Raw genomic sequence first — 17,180 nt, 5'->3', positions numbered from 1 at the left:
CGGGCGGGCGGCGGCGGGCGCGTTGACAGGCGGCGGGGAGCGGGTGCAAGAAGTACGCATGGAGAATGCCATCTGAATGGAGGTGTTTATGCTGCGAAGGGGAGCCTTGTTGATGCTGGCCATGGTGCTGGCGCTGCCGGGAGCGGCGGCGGCCTTCACGCCCTGGGGCGCGGTGTACGACGTCGCGCGCGACGAGCGCAGCGTGGCCGACATCACTGCGGACAAGAAGATCACCACCGAGATCAAGACCGCGCTGGTGAACAAGGACGGCAAGCTGGGGCTGGCGGTCAAGACATACTGTTTTCTGGGCAAGGTGACGCTTTTGGGCCAGCTGGCCGACGAGGGCTTCAAGAGCTTCGCCGTGGCCACGGCCAAGAAGACCAAGGGCGTGAAAAACGTGGCCACCTACTGGGAGGCTCCGGGCAGGGAGGGCACCACCACGGCGGACCTGGAGATTGCGGCCAAGCTGCGCACCACGCTTGTGGCCGACAAGAGCCTGAGCTCCACGCAGATCGAGACCGAGGTTTTCGGCGGCAAGGTGTACCTGCTGGGCCTGGTGCGCAGCCAGAAGGACGCGGACAAGGCCGTGGCGCACGCCAAGGCCACCAAGGGCGTCACCGGCGTCACCTCGCTGCTTGTGCCGCCGAAGAAGAAGTGAGCCTAGCGGCCGGAAAGCTCCGCATGGCGGAAGCAGGTGGTCAGGTGGTCGTTCACCAGGCCTGCGGACTGCATGTAGGCGTAAACGATGGTCGAGCCCACGAACTTGAAGCCGCGCGCAAGCAGGTCCTTTGAGATGGCGTCGGAGAGCGGCGTGCGCGCCGGGATCTGGCCCAGCTCGGCCCAGGCGTTCTGAATGGGCACGCCGTCCACGAAGCGCCACAGGTAGGCGGAGAAGGAGCCGAAGGCTTCGGCCACCGTCAGGTGCGCGCGGGCGTTGCCAATGGCCGCGCTGATTTTGAGCCGGTTGCGGATGATGCGTTCGTCGACGCGCAGGCGCTCCTGGTCGGCCTCGGTCAGGCGGGCCACGGCCGTGGGGGACAGCACGCCTTCGCCCCCGCCAAAGGCCGCGCGGTAGCCCTGGCGCTTGTGCAGCACCGTGCGCCAGCTCAGGCCCGCCTGGGCGCCTTCCAGCACCAGCAGCTCGAAGAGCCGGTCGTCGTCGCGCAAGGGCACGCCCCATTCCTCATCATGATAGCGGATATAGACCGGGTCCGGCTTGGCGCTCATCAGGCACCAGGGGCAGCGGGGCCGGGCGTCGGGCTCTTGGGGTTGTGTGACGGGCATGGACAAATCTCCTGCTTGGGGTTTGCAGCGAAGCGTGATCATGGTATCTGTTCACGGCTTTCGCCACAACCGGGGGCACGCCCCTGCCCGGGCAAAAAGCCGGGCGGAAATTGTGTTTACAGGCGTACATATTTGGAGTAAGCAGCATGCTCTTCAGGGTGCGAGAACATCCCGCACCCGGCCCTTGAACGGCGTAACGGCCTCTGGACCCGGTCCATTTTGGACCGACCGCGGCTGCAAGCGTTAACCCGGATGCCTCGGAACCGGGACGCTGCGGCAGGCGGCCACAGGCCATAAAAAGCGCAAATACATTTGTCCGAGGGAGTGTCGTTGGAGGCAACGATGGAAAAAAACAAGAAAGACGAAGAAATGGAAATGGACCTCAATTTTGAGGCGGCCCTTGAGAACTACCTCAAGGAAGACTTCGGCGACCTGGACGAGGGCACCATTGTCCCCGGCACGGTTGTCAAGATCAGCAAAGAGCATGTGCTGGTCGACGTGAACTTCAAGTCCGAGGGCCAGATCGCCATCTCGGAATTCCTCGACGCCGAGGGCAACATCACCGTTGCCGTGGGCGACAAGGTCGATGTCTTCGTGTCCAACAAGGACGAGAACGAAGGCACCATCCACCTTTCCCGCGACAAGGCCAAGCGGATGCAGCTCTTTGATCGCCTGGAAGATTCCCAGGAGAACAACGGCACCGTCACCGGCCGCATCGTCCGTCGCATCAAGGGCGGCTACACCGTCGATCTCGGCGGCGTGGAGGCCTTCCTGCCTGGTTCCCATGTCGACCTTCGTCCGGTTCCGGACATGGACGCCCTGGTTGGCCAGGACTTCGAATTCAAAATCCTCAAGATCAACCGCCGCCGCAGCAACGTCATCGTTTCCCGCCGCGTGTTGCTTGAAGAGCAGCGCAGCGAGCAGCGCGGCGCCCTGCTGGAGACCCTGGCCGAGGGCCAGGTGGTCAAGGGCAAGGTCAAGAACATCACCGAATACGGCGTGTTCATCGACCTGGGCGGCCTCGACGGCCTCTTGCACATCACCGACATGAGCTGGAAGCGCATCCGCCATCCGAAAGAGATGGTGCAGCTGGGCGACGAGCTGGACCTGAAGGTCCTGCACTTCGACCGCGAGGGCCAGAAAGTGTCCCTCGGCCTCAAGCAGCTCGTGGCCGATCCCTGGGAAAACATCGCCGGCAAGTACCCGCAGGGTTCCCGTTTCAAGGGCAAGGTCACCAACCTGGCCGACTACGGCGCCTTTGTTGAGCTGGAAGCCGGCGTCGAGGGCCTGGTGCACATCTCCGAGATGAGCTGGACCCGCAAGCTGCGCCACCCCTCGCAGATGGTGCGCGCCGGAGACGAAGTCGAAGTCATCGTGCTCGGCGTCGATCCGGACAAGAAGCGCATCAGCCTGGGCATGAAGCAGATCAAGCCGAATCCCTGGGACGTGGTGGCCGAGAAGTATCCGGAAGGCACCATCCTTGAGGGCGCCATCAAGAACATCACCGAGTTCGGCGTGTTCATCGGCATCGAGGAAGGCATCGACGGCCTGATCCACGTGTCCGACATCAGCTGGACCAAGAAGATCCGCCACCCGAGCGAAGTCTTCAAGATCGGCGACATCGTGCAGGCCAAGGTGCTGACCGTGGACAAGGAGAACGAGAAGTTCACCTTGGGCATCAAGCAGCTCTCCGAAGATCCGTGGCTGAAGGTGCCGGGCAAGTACCCCGTGGGCACCCTCATCACCGGCCTGGTGACCAACATCACCGACTTCGGCCTGTTCGTGGAAGTTGAGGAAGGCATCGAAGGCCTGGTGCACGTGTCCGAGATCAGCCGCAAGAAGATCAAGAGCCCCAGCGAGCTGTTCAAGGAAGGCGTGAACATCGAGGCCAAGGTCATCCACGTGAGCGCCGACGAGCGCCGCCTGGGCCTGTCCATCAAGCAGATCAAGGAAGAAGAGGAGCGCAAGAAGCCCAAGGAGTTCCGCACCTCCGGTCCCGAGACCGGAAGCAACCTGGGTGACCTCCTCCGCGCCAAGATCGAGGACGCCGCCAGTGGCGAGGAATCCGGAAACTAGCAGCGCAAAATTCTCCGAACAGCACCCGCTGCTGTTCGGAGTTTTGCTGATCATATTGGCCGTGGCCCTCTTTACGGGGGCCATGGCCTTTTTCCGTGGCGTGGGGGGCAAGTCCAAGCCCCTTTCCGGTGACAAGATCGGCCTGTGCAAGATCGAGGGCATGATCACCGACGCCCGCGAGGTCACGGACTTCCTGGCCGAACTGCGCGCCGACGAGTCGGTGAAGGGCGTGCTTTTGCGCATCGACAGCCCCGGCGGCTCGGTGGCTCCCTCCCAGGAGCTGTACCAGGCCGTGCAGGAGCTGGCCAAGGTGAAGCCCGTGGTGGTGAGCATGGGCACGGCGGCCGCCAGCGGCGGCTACTACGCCGCGGCCCCGGCCACGCTCATCGTGGCCAATCCCGGAAGCATCACCGGCTCAATCGGCGTGCGGGCCGAGTACGTGAACGTGCAAGGGCTGCTGGAAAAGCTGGGCCTCAAGACCGACCTCATGGCCAGCGGCAAGATGAAGGCCGCGGGCAGCCCCACACAGCCGCTGACGCCCGAGCAGCGCGCCTATCTCATGGCCCTCATCATGGACCTGCACCAGCAGTTCGTGGCCGACGTGGCCAGCGCGCGCGGCCTGCCCATCGAGGTCGTGGCCAAGCTGGCCGACGGCCGCGCCCTCACCGGACGCCAGGCCCTTGAGGTCAAGCTGGTGGACAAGCTGGGCGGCCAGGAACTGGCCATGACGACCTTACGCGAGATGGTCAAGCTGGATGCCAAGGCCCCGGTCATCGAAGGCCCGGAAAAGAAGCTGCCGCTCATTCCGCGCCTTTTGGGCGCAAGTCTTTCGACCCTGGTCCAGGCCCTGGGCCAGGACGCCCGTTCTGCGGCAAGCACCGGGCCGGACGGCCTTTCCCTGCAATACCGCCAGTAGTTCCGGCCGCAGTCCGGGGCACGCCATGCGCGACACCCTTCCCGCACACTTCACCGACGAGGCGCGTTTCTTCCGCTCCCCGGTCCTGCCGGACACGGAACTGCTGAGCGCGCGTTTCTTCCGCCACAGCTTCGCGCCGCACTGGCACGAGGGCTACGTCATCGCGGTCATCACAGCCGGGGCCGAGGGCTACCGCTACCGAGGCGCGCGCCACGTGGCCGAACCCTGGACGCTCGCCTGCATCAACCCGGACGAGATCCACACCGGCGAGCGCGCGGCCGAGGAAGGCTGGGCCTACCGCGTGTTCTATCCCCCGGCGGAGCTGTTGCAGGGCTTGGCCCGCCAGCTGTTTTCAGATCTTGGTTCCGGCCTGCCGCGCCTGCCGCACGAGGTCATCCGCGACAGCGCCCTGGCCGGCTCCCTGGCCCGCGCGCACATGGCCCTCGAAGCCGGGCACGATCTGCTGGAGGCCCAGACCGCAGTGCTGAACGCCTTCAGTACTCTGTTGGCGCGGCACGCAGACTTGCCGCAGCGCGGAGCCGCCCCGGCCTGCGGGCACGCTGAAAGCCGCGTTGAAGCCATGCGCCAGCGCTTGGCGGCGGACATCGGCGAACAATTGAGCCTGGACGAACTGGGCAAGAGCGTGGGCCTTTCCGCCTTCCACGCGGCGCGGCTCTTCACGCGCGAGACAGGCATGCCGCCCCACGCCTGGCGCAACGCCCTGCGCGTGAACCGCTCCCTGCCGCTCTTGCGTGCGGGAGTGAGCGTGGCCGAGGCCGCCCAGGCCTGCGGTTTCGCCGACCAGAGCCACTACACGCGGCACTTCCGGCGCGTGTTCGGCGTGGCCCCGGGCCGCTGGCGGGCCTGATTGCGCACCATTCCGGCGGGCGAAGCGCAAGAACGTACAAGCCGCCCCCGCGCGCGCCGGGCTATTGCCCGGCCATGAACGCTCCCCCCCCGACATCCTGTGCTCCCTCAACCGCATCCGCCAGCACGCTCGGCGGCCCCCTGGCCTTCACCCTCTCCGGCCTGCTGGCCGGGTATCGGGCCTGCGTGCCCGTGGCCCTGGGCGTGGCCGTATACGGCGTGCTCTACGGCCTGCTGGCCCGGCAAAAAGGCCTGAGCCTGCTCGAAGCCCAGTCCATGAGCCTCTTCGTCTTCGCCGGGGCCAGCCAGCTCATCGCGCTGGACCTGTGGAGCCCGGACCTGGACATGTTCTCGCTCATCGTCACGACGTTCATCGTCAACCTGCGCCATGTGCTCATGGGCGCGGCCCTTTCACCCCAGCTTTTACGCCTCAGTCCGGGCAAGGCTTTCGGCTCGCTGTTCTTCATGACCGACGAATCCTGGGCCATCGCCCTTACCCGTTGGGCCGAGGACAGGCGAAGGGCCGCAGCCTCGGACGGCGCCTTTCTGCTGGGCGCTGGGCTGGCCGTGTACTCGTTCTGGAACGCCTCCACGGCGCTGGGGCATGTGCTGGTGCGCGGGCTGGACGATCCCGCGCGCTACGGGCTGGACTTCGCCTTCACGGCGGTGTTCACGGCGCTTCTGGTGGGACTCAAGCCCCGGCGCAAGGACATCCTGCCGCTTATTGCCGCCACGGGCGCGGCTCTTTTGACCATGCGCGTCTGCCCGGGCAAGTGGTACATCCTGGCCGGTGCCTTCGCGGGGGGATTGACCGCGTCCCTCGCCCCGGCTGCGGACGCGCCGGGCAAGGAGGCCAAGTGATGGACGCGCAGAGCACCTCGCTGCTGACGATCACGGGCATGGCCGTGGCCACCTACGCCAGCCGCGCGGCCGGGCTCATGCTCATGAGCCGCCTTTCGCCGGGCCCGCGCCTCACGCGCTTCATGCAGGCCATACCCGGCGCCATCCTGGCGTCCATCGTGGCGCCCAGCGCCCTCACCTCCGGCCCGGCCGAGGCCGCAGCCACGGCGGTGACCGGGCTGGTGGCCTGGCGCTTCGGCAATCTGCCCCTGGCCATGGCCGTGGGCGTAGGCGTTGTGCTGGGCTTGCGGCAGTTCGTCGGCTAGGCTGAGGGCTCGGCCCCGGTCCGGCCCGCCGTGCGGCGCTCCAGTAGGCGGGCCAGGGCGTCCAGGATGTCGGCGGGCTCCAGCGGCTTGGACACCACCTCGTCCATGCCCGCCCCCAGGAACACGCGGTGCTCGTCCGCATGGGCATACGCGGTGAGGGCGATGACCGGCACCGTGGGATCATAGCGCGAGCCGTCGTGGGCGCGCAGAATCGTCACCGCCTCCACCCCGTCCATTTCCGGCATCTGGATGTCCATGAGCACGGCGTCGAAGGGCTCGCCGCCCTCCAGCAGGTCCAGGGCCTCGCGCCCGGTGGAGGCGGCGACCACATGGTGGCCCGCGCGGGTCAGGAAGCTCTTGACCGCCATCTGGTTGATGGGGTTGTCCTCGGCCAGCAACAGGCGCAGGGGCGGCAGCTGCGCGGCCTTGCGCGGCGCGAGGACGGTCTGCCGCTGCTCTTTGCGCGGCTGGCGCAGGCGCAGGGCCAGAGTGATGGTCGTGCCGCGCCCGGGCTGGCTTTCCAAGGTGATGCCGCCATCCATGAGCCCGGCCAGGCGGCGCACTATGGCCAGGCCCAGGCCGGTGCCCTGGAAGCGCTTGGTGTACACGGCCTCGGCCTGGGTGAAGGGCTCGAAGACCACATCCTGCAAATCTTCCGGAATGCCCACGCCCGTGTCCGCCACGGAGAGCATGAGCAGGGCGCGGTCCCCCGGCTGGTCCAGCACGGTCATGCGCACGTCCACGCTTCCGGCGTCGGTGAACTTCACCGCATTGCCCACAAGGTTGAACACCATCTGGCGGATCTTGCCCGCATCGCCCGTAAGGGACCGGGGCACGCTCCCCTGGGCCTGGAACGAGAGCGTGAGGCCCTTCTCGCGCGCCTGCTCGTCGAACACCGCCACGCTGGAGCGCACCAGCATGGCCGGGTCAAAGGGCTCCTCCGTCAGCTCCAGGGTGCCGGACTCGATCTTGGAGAAGTCCAGAATGTCGTTGATGACCGACAGCAGGCTGCGGGCGGAGTACTGGGCCTTGTCCAGATAGTCGGCCTGTTCCGTGTCCAGGGACGAGGCCCCCAGAAGGTGCAGCATGCCCAGCACCCCGTGCAGGGGGGTGCGTATCTCGTGGCTCACGTTGGCCAGAAAATCGCTCTTGGCGCTGCTGGCGGCCTCGGCCAACTCCTTGGCCTGTTGCAGGTCGGCCTCGGTGCGGCGCTGTTCTTCAATGGAGCGGGCCTGCTGCACGATCTTGAGCGCCAGCTCCGACAGCTTGGCCGCCACCAGAGCCATGGCGCTGCTCACGCTGCCGAAGCGCTCCTCGTCCGGGGCGCACGGCAGGGCGCTCAGGCAGCGGCGCACGATGGACTCGTCCCAGCCCCTGACGGCCAGTTCCGCGGCCACGGCCTTGGCGTCGAAGTCTTGCCGCGTCTGGTAGATGCGCCACAGGGCGATGATCCTGTCCCCGGCGCGGATGGGCGCGGCATCGGCCAAAAGGCCCGGCGCAAGCCCGGCCAGGGTGTCCAACTCGCGCGTCAGGGCGCAGGCACTCTTGCCCGCATGCTCTGCGCAGTGCAGCATGGCGCAGGGGAAGCGGAAATTGCTGGGCCGGGTGAGGGGCACCCCCTCCGGCGTGGTGAGCACGGAGGCCACGCCCGTGGCCAGGGCAAAGGCGTCCTGCACGGCCTGGATGTCCTCCAGCTCGAAGAGGTCGTGGAAGCTCAGGTCCACATGCTCCGTGGGCGGGCTCATGACCGCGGCCAGTCTGCTCTTGATGATCTGCTCCATGCGCCGCTGCTCGGTGATGTCGGTCATGGCCAGCACCGCGCCGTAGCCTGGCAGGTGCAGGGGCGCGGCAGTCACCTGCACGCAGGAGGTGCTGCCGTCGGTGCGCAGCACGAAAAGATCCTGGCGCACCACCGATTCCCCCTTGGTGGCGCGCACGCTGGGGTATTCCTCCAGAGCCAGGGGGGTGCCGTCCAGGTGCCGCAAAGCGAAACACCGGGTTTCCGGCCGGGCCAGCAGTATCTCCGCGCGGGTGCAGTCGTGCAGGGTCTCGAAGGCCCGGTTCACCTCTATGACCCTGGCCTCGGAGTCGGTGACGGCCACGGCCACGGGGAGGTTGTCGAGCATGATGCGGTACTTTTCCCGGCTCTCCACCAGCGCGGCCTCGGTCTGCTTGCGCGCGGTGATGTCCGTGAGCGTGCCCACGGAGCCCAGCGGCATGCCCTGGGCGTCGTGGTACAGCGAACGCATGAGGATGACCTCGCGCAGGCTGCCCCGCCCGTCGCGCATGCGCGTTTCCACGATCTGCCGGCCGTCCCCGGCATAAAGCTGGCGGTCCAGCTCCTGAATCTGGTCGGCCAGTTCCTGGGGCCCGGCATCGGCCATGCGCCGGCCCAGCAGCTTCTCTGCGGGCAGGCCAACGAACTCGCACAGGGCGCGGTTTACCTGCACGTAGCGGCCCTCGGCGTCCTTGGCCATGATGGGCGTGGGATTGGCGTCCAGCAGGGCCAGGGTCAGGCTGTGCTGTTCCTCGCGCGAGCGCTCGGCCTGGCGCAGGTCGGTCAGGTCGGTCAGCGCGGCCAGAAATCCCGCGGGCAGGCCGTCCAGACCGCGCAGGCAGATCCAGTCCAGCTTGACCTCGGCGGGGCGGCCCTCCCGGCCATGCAGACGCACAAGCCCGGAGGAGCCCGGCTCATGGCAGGCCCCGCCGTCCAGTTCGCGGGCCAGTTGCTGGCGCGAGGCTTCAGTCTCGGTCAGATCGAGCACGCTTTTGCCCAAAAGGGAGCCGCGCTTCGCCCCGCACAGCCTGTGCGCTGCCTGGTTGGCGAAAACGATGCCGCCGGCGAGATCCACTTCCAGCACGCCCACGCTTAAGGCTTCCACAAAGTCCTGGTAGCGGCGGCGCGCCACGGCCTGCTGGGCCTCGGCCCGGCGGCGGCCGTGGATGTTGACCACCAGCAGCACTATGCCCAGAGCCATGAGCGCGAACAAGACGCCCGCCAGCACCAGCCAGGACCAGTAGCGCTCCCACAGGGTCTCCGTTCGGCCCAGCACAACGCTGTCCGGCGGCAGCTTGGCCGGAGAAAAACCCTGGCGCAGCAGTTCGGCGTTGTCGAACAGCGCAAGGTTGGGACCGGGGAGCACCACGGTGCCGCCCTGAGGCGATGCGCCGCGCAGCATCTCCGCAGCCAGCGCTGCCATGGCGCGGCCCTGCCGCTCGCCGCTGACGACCCGGCCGCCCACCGCACCCCGGCCCACCGCGAAATCCCAGGCGGCGAACACGGGCTGGGCCGTGTGCTGACGGATGTAGCCCAGAGACTCGTCCACGCCCATGGTGCGGCCGTCAGGGTCGCGCAGCAGGCCCATGTAGAGGATGCCCGTGTCCGGGGAAAGGGTGGTCAGGCGCGCCGCCACCTCGGCAAAGGGCAGGCCGGAGAGTTCCACGGCCTCCAGGCGGCCGGAGTAGTCGGCCATGACCTGGCGGAAGAGCTGGCGCGCGGCTTCGCCGTTCTCCGTGGCGCCGCTGATGAGCGCCAGACGACGCATGCCCGGCATGAGCGCCAGGGCGGCCTCCACCGTGCCCTTCATGTCCGTGCGTTCCTGCACGCCGGTGTAGCCTTCGGGCAGGGAGCGCTTGCGCGCGTCCAGATCGCTTACGCCACAGAAGACCACGGGGACGCCGGGGAACAGCTCCTTCCCGTGCAGCAGCAGGAAGTCCAGGGCGTTGTCGTCGCTGGCGAGGATGACCTGGGGCGAGAGGCCCGCGTATTTGGCGGAGTAGTAGGCGAGCAGGCGGGGGAAGGCTTGCCCGCGCGGGAAGCGCAGGGTGTCCATGTACTCCACGAACAGGTGCGCTCCCGGAGCCTGGCGGGTGAACTCGGCGGCGATGCCCGCCTGGATGTTGTCGGTCCAGTGGTAGCCGGGGTGATAGGAGTGCAGCACCAGAACGCGCTGGGGCTCCGGCGGCTGCGCCAGGGCGGGCGGGCCTGCCTGCAGCAGAAACGCGGCCAGCAGCGCGGCGGACAAGACGACCTTGAGCAGGGCCGGGGGCACTGGCCTCAGAAACGCCGGAACTCCGGCTCGAACCGTTCGCTGCGGCTGGGGCTTCGCCATGCGGCCGTCCTGCTGTTGCGGGGTGGACGCCCCGGCGGGCGTCCACTCACACTTCTACACCGGCTTCACGAACTTGTCACGCCCGGCGCGCACCGAGGCGAAGGAACCCTAGGCCACCGGCAAGCGGACCGTGAACACGCTGCCTGTGCCCGTGGCTTCGTCCGTGGGCGATTCCACCCAGACCTCGCCGCCGTAGTTGCGGGCGATGTGCCTGCAGATGGCCAGGCCGAGGCCCGCACTGCCCGCGCCGTCCACGCCGTTGCCGTCGGCGCGGAAGAAGCGCTCGAAGATGCGCTTCTGGTTCTCGGCCGAGATGCCCGGCCCCTGGTCGGCAAAGCGCAGAATCACGCTCTGGCCGTCGCTTTCGGCCTCGATGGACACCTTGGTGCCCTCGGGCGAGTACTTGATGGCGTTGTCCACGATGCTGTCGATGATCTGCAAGAGGCCGTCCGGGTCCGTGGCCGTGGGCGGCAGATCCTCCGGCAGGGGGGCGAGTTCGATGGCGATGTTCTTGTCCTGCGCGGCGAAGGAGGCGTTCTTGAGCGCATGGTCCATGGCCTGGGCCACGGAGGCGGTGAGCTCGCTGGCGCGCTTGCCGTCGCGCTCGCTCTTGGCCAGGGCGAACATGCCGCCGATGACCTTGGCCATGTGCACGGCGTTGGCGTGGATGATCTCCAGGAACTCGCGGCGCTTGGCGTCGTCCTCCGGGGGCGAGTCGAGCAGGGTCTCGGCGTAGCCGCGGATGCTGGTCAAGGGCGTGCGCAGCTGGTGCGAGGCGTTGGCCACGAAGTCGCGCAGCACGCGCTCCACGCGCTTCTGCTCGCTGGTGTCGTGGAACACCAGGATGACGCGCGGGCGATACTTGTGATCGCGGAAGGGCACCACGGTCATCTCCGCGCAGTGGCGGTCCTTGAGCTCGATCTGGCGGTTCACGCTCTCGCTGGTCTCGCCGGCCATGATGGAGTCCACTATGTTCTGGATCTCCAGACTCATGGTGGCCTCCAGCGGGGCGCGGCCGATGAACTCGTGGGCGCGCGGGAAGATGGAGGACAGCGCCGGGTTCACGTGCAGGATGCGCCCGCCGGAATCAAGCACCATGACGCCTTCGCTCATGCCTTCGAACATGGCCCAGAGCTCGCCGCGCTGGTTCTCAATGATCTTGACGTTCTTCTTGATCTTCTTGGCCATGCGGTTGATGGCCTCGGCCAGGGGCTGGAACTCCGCCGCCGGGTAGAACAGGATCTTGCGGCGGTAATCGCCGTCGCCGATGGCCTGGGCGGCCTCCGTAAATTGGGCGATGCCGCTGGTTATGGTGCGCGACAAAAGCCAGAGCAGCACGCCGGAGCCGAGGAGGAGCGGCACCATGGCCGCAAAAAGGGCCCAGCGCATGCGCTGCAAGTGCATCCGCACCTGTGACACGGGCGCGGCCAGGCGCAACACGGCGTCGGGCGCACCGCCCTTTCCGGGCAGCTTCTTGGCCATGTAGATCATGTCGCGGTCCAGGGTGGCGCTGTGGCGCATGGCCTGGCCCACCTCGCCCCCAAGGGAGGCCAGGACCTCCGGCCGGTTGGAGTGGTCGTCCAGCTTGCCGATTTCAGCATAGGGCACGCTGGTGTCGGCCACGACCTTGCCGCCCTCGATGAGGGAGATGCGCATGCCCATGCTGCCCGCCAGCGAGTGCAGGAAGTCCTGGCGGTCGCGCGGCTCGGCGAAGGGGCCGCTCCTGTCGAGCAGCCACTGCACGGTTTCGAGCTTGGCCTGGGTGTCGCGCTCAAAGTCGCGCGCGGTTTCGTCGTCCAGGGTGGAGCTGTAGCGCCAGAAGGCCAGGGCCAAACCGGCGATGAGCACGCCCCAGCCCCACAACAAAACCCGCATCTGAATCGATTGCACTCTCGGCATGGTCTATCCTTAAGGGAATCTCCGCCGGTGTGGCGGGGTTGTCAGCGTCTCGCCGGCAGGCCGGCGCTCAGGTGGTTCGCGAGGGGGTCAGGGAGCCGTGGGCCACCACGCGGTTGCGGCCCTGGGTCTTGGCCGCGTACATGGCCTGGTCCGCTGCCAGCACCAGGTCCGAGGCGTTCTGCCCCGGCCCTATCTGGGCCACGCCAATGCTCACGGTGACGTGAAGGGGCGGCACGGTCTCCGGGCTCGTCAAATGCGGCACAAAGGGACAGCGGGCCACGTCCTGGCGGATGTCCTCGGCCCGGGCCACGGCTGTGGCCTCGGTGAGTCCCTCGCACAGGATCACCAGTTCCTCGCCGCCAAAGCGGGCGGCGTAGCCGGAGAACGACATGGCGTGGGCGGAAAGGATGGCCGCGAGAACGCGCAGCACCCCGTCGCCCACCTGGTGGCCATGGGTGTCGTTGATGGTCTTGAAATTATCCACATCGAGAAACATAAGCGACATCGGGGTGTTGCTTCGACGGCAACGCTCCTGGGCGGCGGAAAGCTGGGCGTCCAGGGCGCGGCGGCTGTACAGCTCGGAAAGCAGCGGGTCGAAGTTGGCCGTGTGCTCCAGCTGGCGGGCGCGCTCCTGCCAGGAGCGTGCTTCCTCGCGCGCCTGGCTCACCATGTCGGTGATCATGCCGCGCAGGCGGCGCAGCACCTCGGCCGGGGACTCCGCCTCGGCGATGTCCTGCTCCGTGGCCGCGCCCATGCGCTGAATCTTGTGCTCCCGCGCCTGGGTGCTGTGCTGTATCTCCGTGAAGACCTTGCCCATCTCTTCATACAGGGCGTCGAAGCCCTGGCGCTCCGCGGCCAGTTGGCTGCGCAGGTCGGACATTTTCTGATTGTCCAGGAGAAAGGTTTGGATGTGCTGCACGATGTGCCGGAAACGGCGCTGGTCCAAGGGCCGTTTGGCCATCTGCTCGAAAACCCTGGCCTGAAGCTGGGCCTTCTGGTCCTCGGTGAACAGGTCCATGACCGAAACGAGGTTCCGGGCGAAGAGCACCAGGGCCATCCAGTCCGCATCGCCGGCGACGCCGAGGCGCGCCAGCGTTTCCTGGACAGCCTCGAGCCCGTTGGGATTCTTGTGCTCCTGTGACGTGGCCATTCCTACCTCGTACCCCACAGATTACCCTATTTCCCACGAAACTCAACGGGAACCGTGGCCTTTTCGCGCACTGCCCGGTGTCGCGCTCAAGCCGCCAGCTTCATCTATCCTTCATTGGCCGGAGGCGTCAACGTCCAGACCGGGGCCTCCCCGGATGAGGCGCCCGAGACCGGGCGCGGCAGTTGCAGGGGCAGCGCCACGGTGAAGCGCGTGCCCTGCCCGGGGCCGGAGCCCGCAGTCAACCGGCCGCCCAGATATTCCTCGGTCAGCAGGCGGGCGCTGTAGGTGCCCAGGCCGCGCCCGGGCCCCTTGGTGGAGTAAAAGCGGGTGAACAGCTGCAAGCGCACCGATTCGTCCATGACGCCGGGATTGTGCACGCTGTACTCCACGCCCTCGGCCGCCGCCGCGCAGGAGAGGGTCACCGTCTCACCCTGGGCCGAGGCCTCCAGCGCGTTCTTGGTCAGGTTGGCCAGCACGCGGTACAGCAGGTTCTTGTCCGTTTCGAAAAAAAGGTCCGCGCTGTCCTGGTCCACCACCAGGCGCTTGCCCGCGGCCACGCCCTGACGCCGGAAGAAGTCCGCCAGTTCGATCAGCAGAAAGCGGGTGCCCAGCTTCACCGGCTGCACCTCCACCTCGCGGTTCTCCGCCGCGGCGAACTGCCTCTGCGCCAGAATCTGGTCCACCAGCCGCGCGGACGCGCCGAGCAGGATCTCCGTGTCGTCGCGCAGGTCGCCGCTGACCTGCCCGGCCAGAAGGCCGCACAGGCCGTGGATGCCCGCCGAGGTATCCAGCACGTCGTGGTAAAAGATGCGCTCGAAGAGCTCCACGCGTTTCTCATGCGAAACGTCAAGCATGGTGACGAAGAGGAAGTTCTCCCCGGCCAGGGAAAGCGGGGTGGACAGGAACTGGAAGTTCACGGCGCTGGTGGCCGCGAGGTCGTCCCGGGTGATGCGGCATTCCTGCACGTCGTGCCCGCCGCGCAGGCCCTTGAGGATGGCCCGGGCCGCGCCGCAATGGCAGCAGAAAACCGTGGTGCCGCAGCCTTCGGGTGCGGCGTGGCGGTGGTCGCAGCCCAGGGCCTCGCCCACGCGCAGGCCCAGAAGCTCCGCCTGGGGCCTGTTCAGGTAGGTCCCCATGTTCTTGTTGGCCAGCACAATCTGCCGGTCCTGGTTCAGCACCATGACAATGAGCGGCAAAAGATCCAGCACGCCGCTGGTGTTCAGCGTTCCGGCGAGCACGGCCTGACGGCGCACCACGTCCATGGCGGCACGCTGCGCGGGCAGAAAGGGCTCAAGGGGGAGGCTCATGTGCATCGGGGGGAGGCTCCGAGGGACGAGAAATAAACGGCATATGGCCGCGCTTGCGGCATTCATAGCAGCAAAGGTCCGCACCCGCAACGCGGCGCTCAGGGGTCCGCCCGGAGCGGTTGCCCCAGGAACCCGCCTGGGATAAGCATCGGCCATGGCGCGCCCGAAAAAAAACTCCCCGAAATCGCCCGGCCTGGCGCGCAGGGCGCACCGCTATCTGTTCCGCGTGGCTCCCCTGCCCCACGCCACGGGCTCGGTTTCGGCCCTGGTGGGCGCGGGCCTGGCCCAGGGCAGCCTGGAACTGCTGGCCGAGGACGCGCTTTTCGCCGGGCTGGCCCTGGCCCTGCCCGCCTCCGGCTGGCTGGGACTGGCGCTTTTGTGCCTGGCCGACGGCTACTGCCGCTACCGCGAGTACCTGCGCCTCAAACACGCCCTGGCCCGGCGCGGCTTCCACCCCCGGCTGCTCGGCCCCGTGTCCGCCTCGCGCTGCCAGCGCGACGCGGCCCTGGCCGCCGCACGGGAACTGGGGCACTTCTCACGCGCGCGGGCGCACTTCCGCTCCCTGGGCTACCGCTGGTGGCACCTGCTGCCCGACGGCACGGCGGACAATCCCTTGCGCTTCTTCGACCCGGTCTTCCTGCGCGCCACCTTCCTGCCGGGAAAGCGCGTGCCGGGCAAGCAAGAGCCCAAGGCGCAGCCGCCCGCCGCCTGAGTCTTCTTCCAGACCGCCCTTGCGGGCGCGCCCGGTTGCCAACATTCCCGTCCTGCCCTATCTTCGCCCCCCATGACCGACGAAACGCCCTCTGAACTGCTCCCCGTGCCGCAGGACGACGACTTCTACTCGCCCAAGGACCCCGGCCTGCCGCCGCTGACGTGCGTGGGCTGCGGCTGGTGCTGCCTGGACAACCCCTGCGAGGTGTCGCAGCAGGCCTTCGGCTACGTCAGACGCTGCCCGGCCCTGGTGTGGACCGGCGCGCGCTATGTCTGCGATCTGGTGATCCGCCCGGTTGCGGGCGTGGACCTCTCCCCGCTGTTCGTGGGGCAAGGCTGCTGCGCCAGGGCCAACGCCTGGCGCGCGGATGTGAAGGACAGGGGCTAGAGAGGGCTTCCCGGCCTTACGGCTTCACCGTCACCTGAAACACCTGCCGGGCCAGCACGCGGCCCTTGTGCAGCACCTCGATGACGTATTCGCCCGGCACCAGCCCGGCGGGCGTGTCGAAGCTCCACACGTTGTGCTCCACGGCCCCGATGCTGCGCTCGTACTGCGCGGTGGAATGGGTCATGGGCAGCTGCGTGTCCGGGTTGACCATGGCCGGGTGGCGCACCACCACGTCCACCAGCACCTCGGCGCCCTTGGGCTCTCCGGTCAGCTGATAGCGCAGGCCGATGCCCGTTTCCAGCCGGGCCTCCTGCGCCGGGCCGCGCTTGACCAGGGTGAAGTCGCGGGCCTGGTCGCGGATGCCGTCGGCCACATGCGGGGTAAGGCCGCGGCTCTCCACCATGGAGGTGAACAGCCCCACGGCCAGCACCTTGGCCCCGGTGACGCGGGGCATTCCGGCCGGGGCCTTGCCGGAAGCCGTACCGGCAGCAGGAGCTGCGTGGTCCTCGGCCGCCCGGACCGGGCGCGCCACGGCGAAACAGCAGACGAACAGCGCCACCAGACACGAAAGAAGCGCATTGCGCATGGTCCCTCCCGGCCCAGGGCCAGGCGAACAGGGTTGCTTCGGCCTACAGGCCCAGGCTCTGCCGCAGAACATCCATGCGCAGGTGCCGCGACACCAGCTCCGCGCCCTGGCGCACCTTCACGGCGTCGCGCATCTTGTGGCGCGTCAGCAGGTTTTCCATCTTCTTGGCCACTGTGAAGGTGTCCTCGCGCACGATGATGATGCTGGTCTCCAGCACCTCGGAGCGCGTGAGGATGACGTCGTTGGGGTACAGGTTGCCGGTCAGCACCAGGCAAGGGCAGTCGCCCTCAAGGGCCACCAGCTGCACGTCGGCCCGGTCGCCGCCGACGATGACCGCGGCGTTCTTCTTCTTGCGGAAGTGCAGCATGAAATTCTCCACCTGCATGGTGCCGATGAGGAACTGCGAGACCACGCGGTCGGTCTTGTGGTGCGCGCTGATGACCTTGCCGCCCAGGCGCTGGGCCAGGTCGCCCACGGTGATTGAGCCCATGAGCGGGTCGCGCGGGAGGATGCCCAGAACCGGGATGCCGCGCGCTTCCAGGAAAGGGGCCAGGTGGCCGGAAACCTCCTCCAGAAAGGCCGGAGGCACGTCGTTCAATATGACCCCGGCGAGCCTGTCGCCCAGTTGCTCTTTCAGCATCAGCAAGAGGTCGTAGTTCAGCTCCTTCTCGAAGCGGTCGATGACCACGGCCTTTATATCAAGCGCCTTGACCACGCT

The 17,180-nt window shown here is 67.6% G+C and carries 15 protein-coding genes; 8 read left to right on the top strand and 7 right to left on the bottom strand.

Annotated features, from left to right (window positions below):
- Positions 1 to 88 precede the first annotated feature (88 nt).
- A complete protein-coding gene (locus VN419_RS10855; RefSeq protein ID WP_325647249.1) occupies positions 89 to 658 on the top strand; it encodes a BON domain-containing protein in 570 nt (189 codons plus the stop codon).
- Positions 659 to 660: 2 nt separating this feature from the next.
- Here VN419_RS10855 and VN419_RS10850 read toward each other — a convergent pair whose 3' ends face one another.
- Complete coding sequence (locus VN419_RS10850; RefSeq protein ID WP_414652928.1) at positions 661 to 1,284, bottom strand: DNA-3-methyladenine glycosylase I; 624 nt, start codon at positions 1,282 to 1,284, stop codon at positions 661 to 663.
- Positions 1,285 to 1,626: 342 nt separating this feature from the next.
- Here VN419_RS10850 and VN419_RS10845 point away from each other — a divergent pair, with 342 nt between their 5' ends.
- The 5 genes from VN419_RS10845 (at position 1,627) to VN419_RS10825 (ending at position 6,309) form a co-directional block, all read left to right on the top strand.
- Positions 1,627 to 3,360 (top strand): 30S ribosomal protein S1, encoded by a 1,734-nt coding sequence (locus tag VN419_RS10845; protein WP_325647248.1) that lies wholly within the window; start codon positions 1,627 to 1,629, stop codon positions 3,358 to 3,360.
- Positions 3,338 to 4,276, top strand: a complete 939-nt coding sequence (gene sppA, locus VN419_RS10840; RefSeq protein ID WP_325647247.1) for a signal peptide peptidase SppA — start codon at positions 3,338 to 3,340, stop codon at positions 4,274 to 4,276. The genes VN419_RS10845 and sppA overlap by 23 nt, the downstream gene beginning before the upstream one ends.
- 25 nt (positions 4,277 to 4,301) lie before the next feature.
- Positions 4,302 to 5,144 (top strand): AraC family transcriptional regulator, encoded by an 843-nt coding sequence (locus VN419_RS10835; protein WP_325647246.1) that lies wholly within the window; start codon positions 4,302 to 4,304, stop codon positions 5,142 to 5,144.
- 74 nt (positions 5,145 to 5,218) lie between these two features.
- Entirely contained in the window at positions 5,219 to 6,004 is a 786-nt protein-coding gene (locus tag VN419_RS10830) for an AzlC family ABC transporter permease (RefSeq protein WP_325647245.1), read from the top strand.
- Positions 6,004 to 6,309 carry an AzlD family protein gene (locus VN419_RS10825; protein ID WP_325647244.1) on the top strand — a complete coding sequence of 102 codons (306 nt, stop codon included), beginning with the start codon at positions 6,004 to 6,006 and terminating at the stop codon, positions 6,307 to 6,309. The genes VN419_RS10830 and VN419_RS10825 overlap by 1 nt, the downstream gene beginning before the upstream one ends.
- Here VN419_RS10825 and VN419_RS10820 read toward each other — a convergent pair.
- The 4 genes from VN419_RS10820 to VN419_RS10805 all read right to left on the bottom strand — a co-directional run bounded on the left by VN419_RS10820 (position 6,306) and on the right by VN419_RS10805 (position 14,783).
- Positions 6,306 to 10,421 carry a PAS domain S-box protein gene (locus tag VN419_RS10820; RefSeq protein WP_325647243.1) on the bottom strand — a complete coding sequence of 1,372 codons (4,116 nt, stop codon included), beginning with the start codon at positions 10,419 to 10,421 and terminating at the stop codon, positions 6,306 to 6,308. The genes VN419_RS10825 and VN419_RS10820 overlap by 4 nt on opposite strands.
- A gap of 108 nt (positions 10,422 to 10,529) precedes the next feature.
- Entirely contained in the window at positions 10,530 to 12,320 is a 1,791-nt protein-coding gene (locus VN419_RS10815) for a HAMP domain-containing sensor histidine kinase (protein ID WP_325647242.1), read from the bottom strand.
- 67 nt (positions 12,321 to 12,387) lie between these two features.
- Positions 12,388 to 13,470, bottom strand: coding sequence for a GGDEF domain-containing protein (locus VN419_RS10810; RefSeq protein WP_325647241.1), 1,083 nt, complete (start codon positions 13,468 to 13,470; stop codon positions 12,388 to 12,390).
- Positions 13,471 to 13,574: 104 nt separating this feature from the next.
- Positions 13,575 to 14,783 (bottom strand): PAS domain-containing sensor histidine kinase, encoded by a 1,209-nt coding sequence (locus VN419_RS10805; protein ID WP_325647240.1) that lies wholly within the window; start codon positions 14,781 to 14,783, stop codon positions 13,575 to 13,577.
- A 148-nt stretch (positions 14,784 to 14,931) separates the two neighbouring features.
- On the opposite strand from VN419_RS10805, the gene VN419_RS10800 reads away from it, so the two are divergent.
- Complete coding sequence (locus VN419_RS10800; RefSeq protein WP_325647239.1) at positions 14,932 to 15,489, top strand: hypothetical protein; 558 nt, start codon at positions 14,932 to 14,934, stop codon at positions 15,487 to 15,489.
- Between the two features lie 72 nt (positions 15,490 to 15,561).
- The gene (locus tag VN419_RS10795) at positions 15,562 to 15,876 is read left to right on the top strand and encodes a hypothetical protein (RefSeq protein WP_325647238.1); all 315 of its coding nucleotides are present in this window, start codon (positions 15,562 to 15,564) and stop codon (positions 15,874 to 15,876) included.
- Positions 15,877 to 15,892: 16 nt separating this feature from the next.
- Here VN419_RS10795 and VN419_RS10790 read toward each other — a convergent pair whose 3' ends face one another.
- Together VN419_RS10790 and VN419_RS10785 are read right to left on the bottom strand one after the other, a co-directional pair.
- Positions 15,893 to 16,462: a DUF3859 domain-containing protein gene (locus tag VN419_RS10790; RefSeq protein ID WP_325647237.1), complete on the bottom strand. Its 570-nt coding sequence runs from the start codon at positions 16,460 to 16,462 to the stop codon at positions 15,893 to 15,895.
- A 43-nt stretch (positions 16,463 to 16,505) separates the two neighbouring features.
- On the bottom strand, positions 16,506 to 17,180 hold a 675-nt coding region (locus VN419_RS10785; protein WP_325647236.1), incomplete at its 5' end, for a DRTGG domain-containing protein.

This window comes from Humidesulfovibrio sp. (assembly GCF_035560995.1).
GTDB lineage: Bacteria > Desulfobacterota > Desulfovibrionia > Desulfovibrionales > Desulfovibrionaceae > Humidesulfovibrio.
This window is presented reverse-complemented; position numbering and strand designations above follow the sequence as displayed.

Bases quoted from the DNA above. Each gene is read 5' to 3' on its own strand.
- VN419_RS10820 (WP_325647243.1), bottom strand. From the start codon at position 10,421: ATGGCGAAGCCCCAGCCGCAGCGAACGGTTCGAGCCGGAGTTCCGGCG.
- VN419_RS10800 (WP_325647239.1), top strand. From the start codon at position 14,932: ATGGCGCGCCCGAAAAAAAACTCCCCGAAATCGCCCGGCCTGGCGCGC.
- VN419_RS10810 (WP_325647241.1), bottom strand. From the start codon at position 13,470: ATGGCCACGTCACAGGAGCACAAGAATCCCAACGGGCTCGAGGCTGTC.
- VN419_RS10835 (WP_325647246.1), top strand. From the start codon at position 4,302: ATGCGCGACACCCTTCCCGCACACTTCACCGACGAGGCGCGTTTCTTC.
- VN419_RS10815 (WP_325647242.1), bottom strand. From the start codon at position 12,320: ATGCCGAGAGTGCAATCGATTCAGATGCGGGTTTTGTTGTGGGGCTGG.
- VN419_RS10855 (WP_325647249.1), top strand. From the start codon at position 89: ATGCTGCGAAGGGGAGCCTTGTTGATGCTGGCCATGGTGCTGGCGCTG.
- VN419_RS10850 (WP_414652928.1), bottom strand. From the start codon at position 1,284: ATGCCCGTCACACAACCCCAAGAGCCCGACGCCCGGCCCCGCTGCCCC.
- VN419_RS10845 (WP_325647248.1), top strand. From the start codon at position 1,627: ATGGAAAAAAACAAGAAAGACGAAGAAATGGAAATGGACCTCAATTTT.
- VN419_RS10805 (WP_325647240.1), bottom strand. From the start codon at position 14,783: ATGCACATGAGCCTCCCCCTTGAGCCCTTTCTGCCCGCGCAGCGTGCC.
- VN419_RS10825 (WP_325647244.1), top strand. From the start codon at position 6,004: ATGGACGCGCAGAGCACCTCGCTGCTGACGATCACGGGCATGGCCGTG.
- VN419_RS10790 (WP_325647237.1), bottom strand. From the start codon at position 16,462: ATGCGCAATGCGCTTCTTTCGTGTCTGGTGGCGCTGTTCGTCTGCTGT.
- VN419_RS10795 (WP_325647238.1), top strand. From the start codon at position 15,562: ATGACCGACGAAACGCCCTCTGAACTGCTCCCCGTGCCGCAGGACGAC.
- VN419_RS10830 (WP_325647245.1), top strand. From the start codon at position 5,219: ATGAACGCTCCCCCCCCGACATCCTGTGCTCCCTCAACCGCATCCGCC.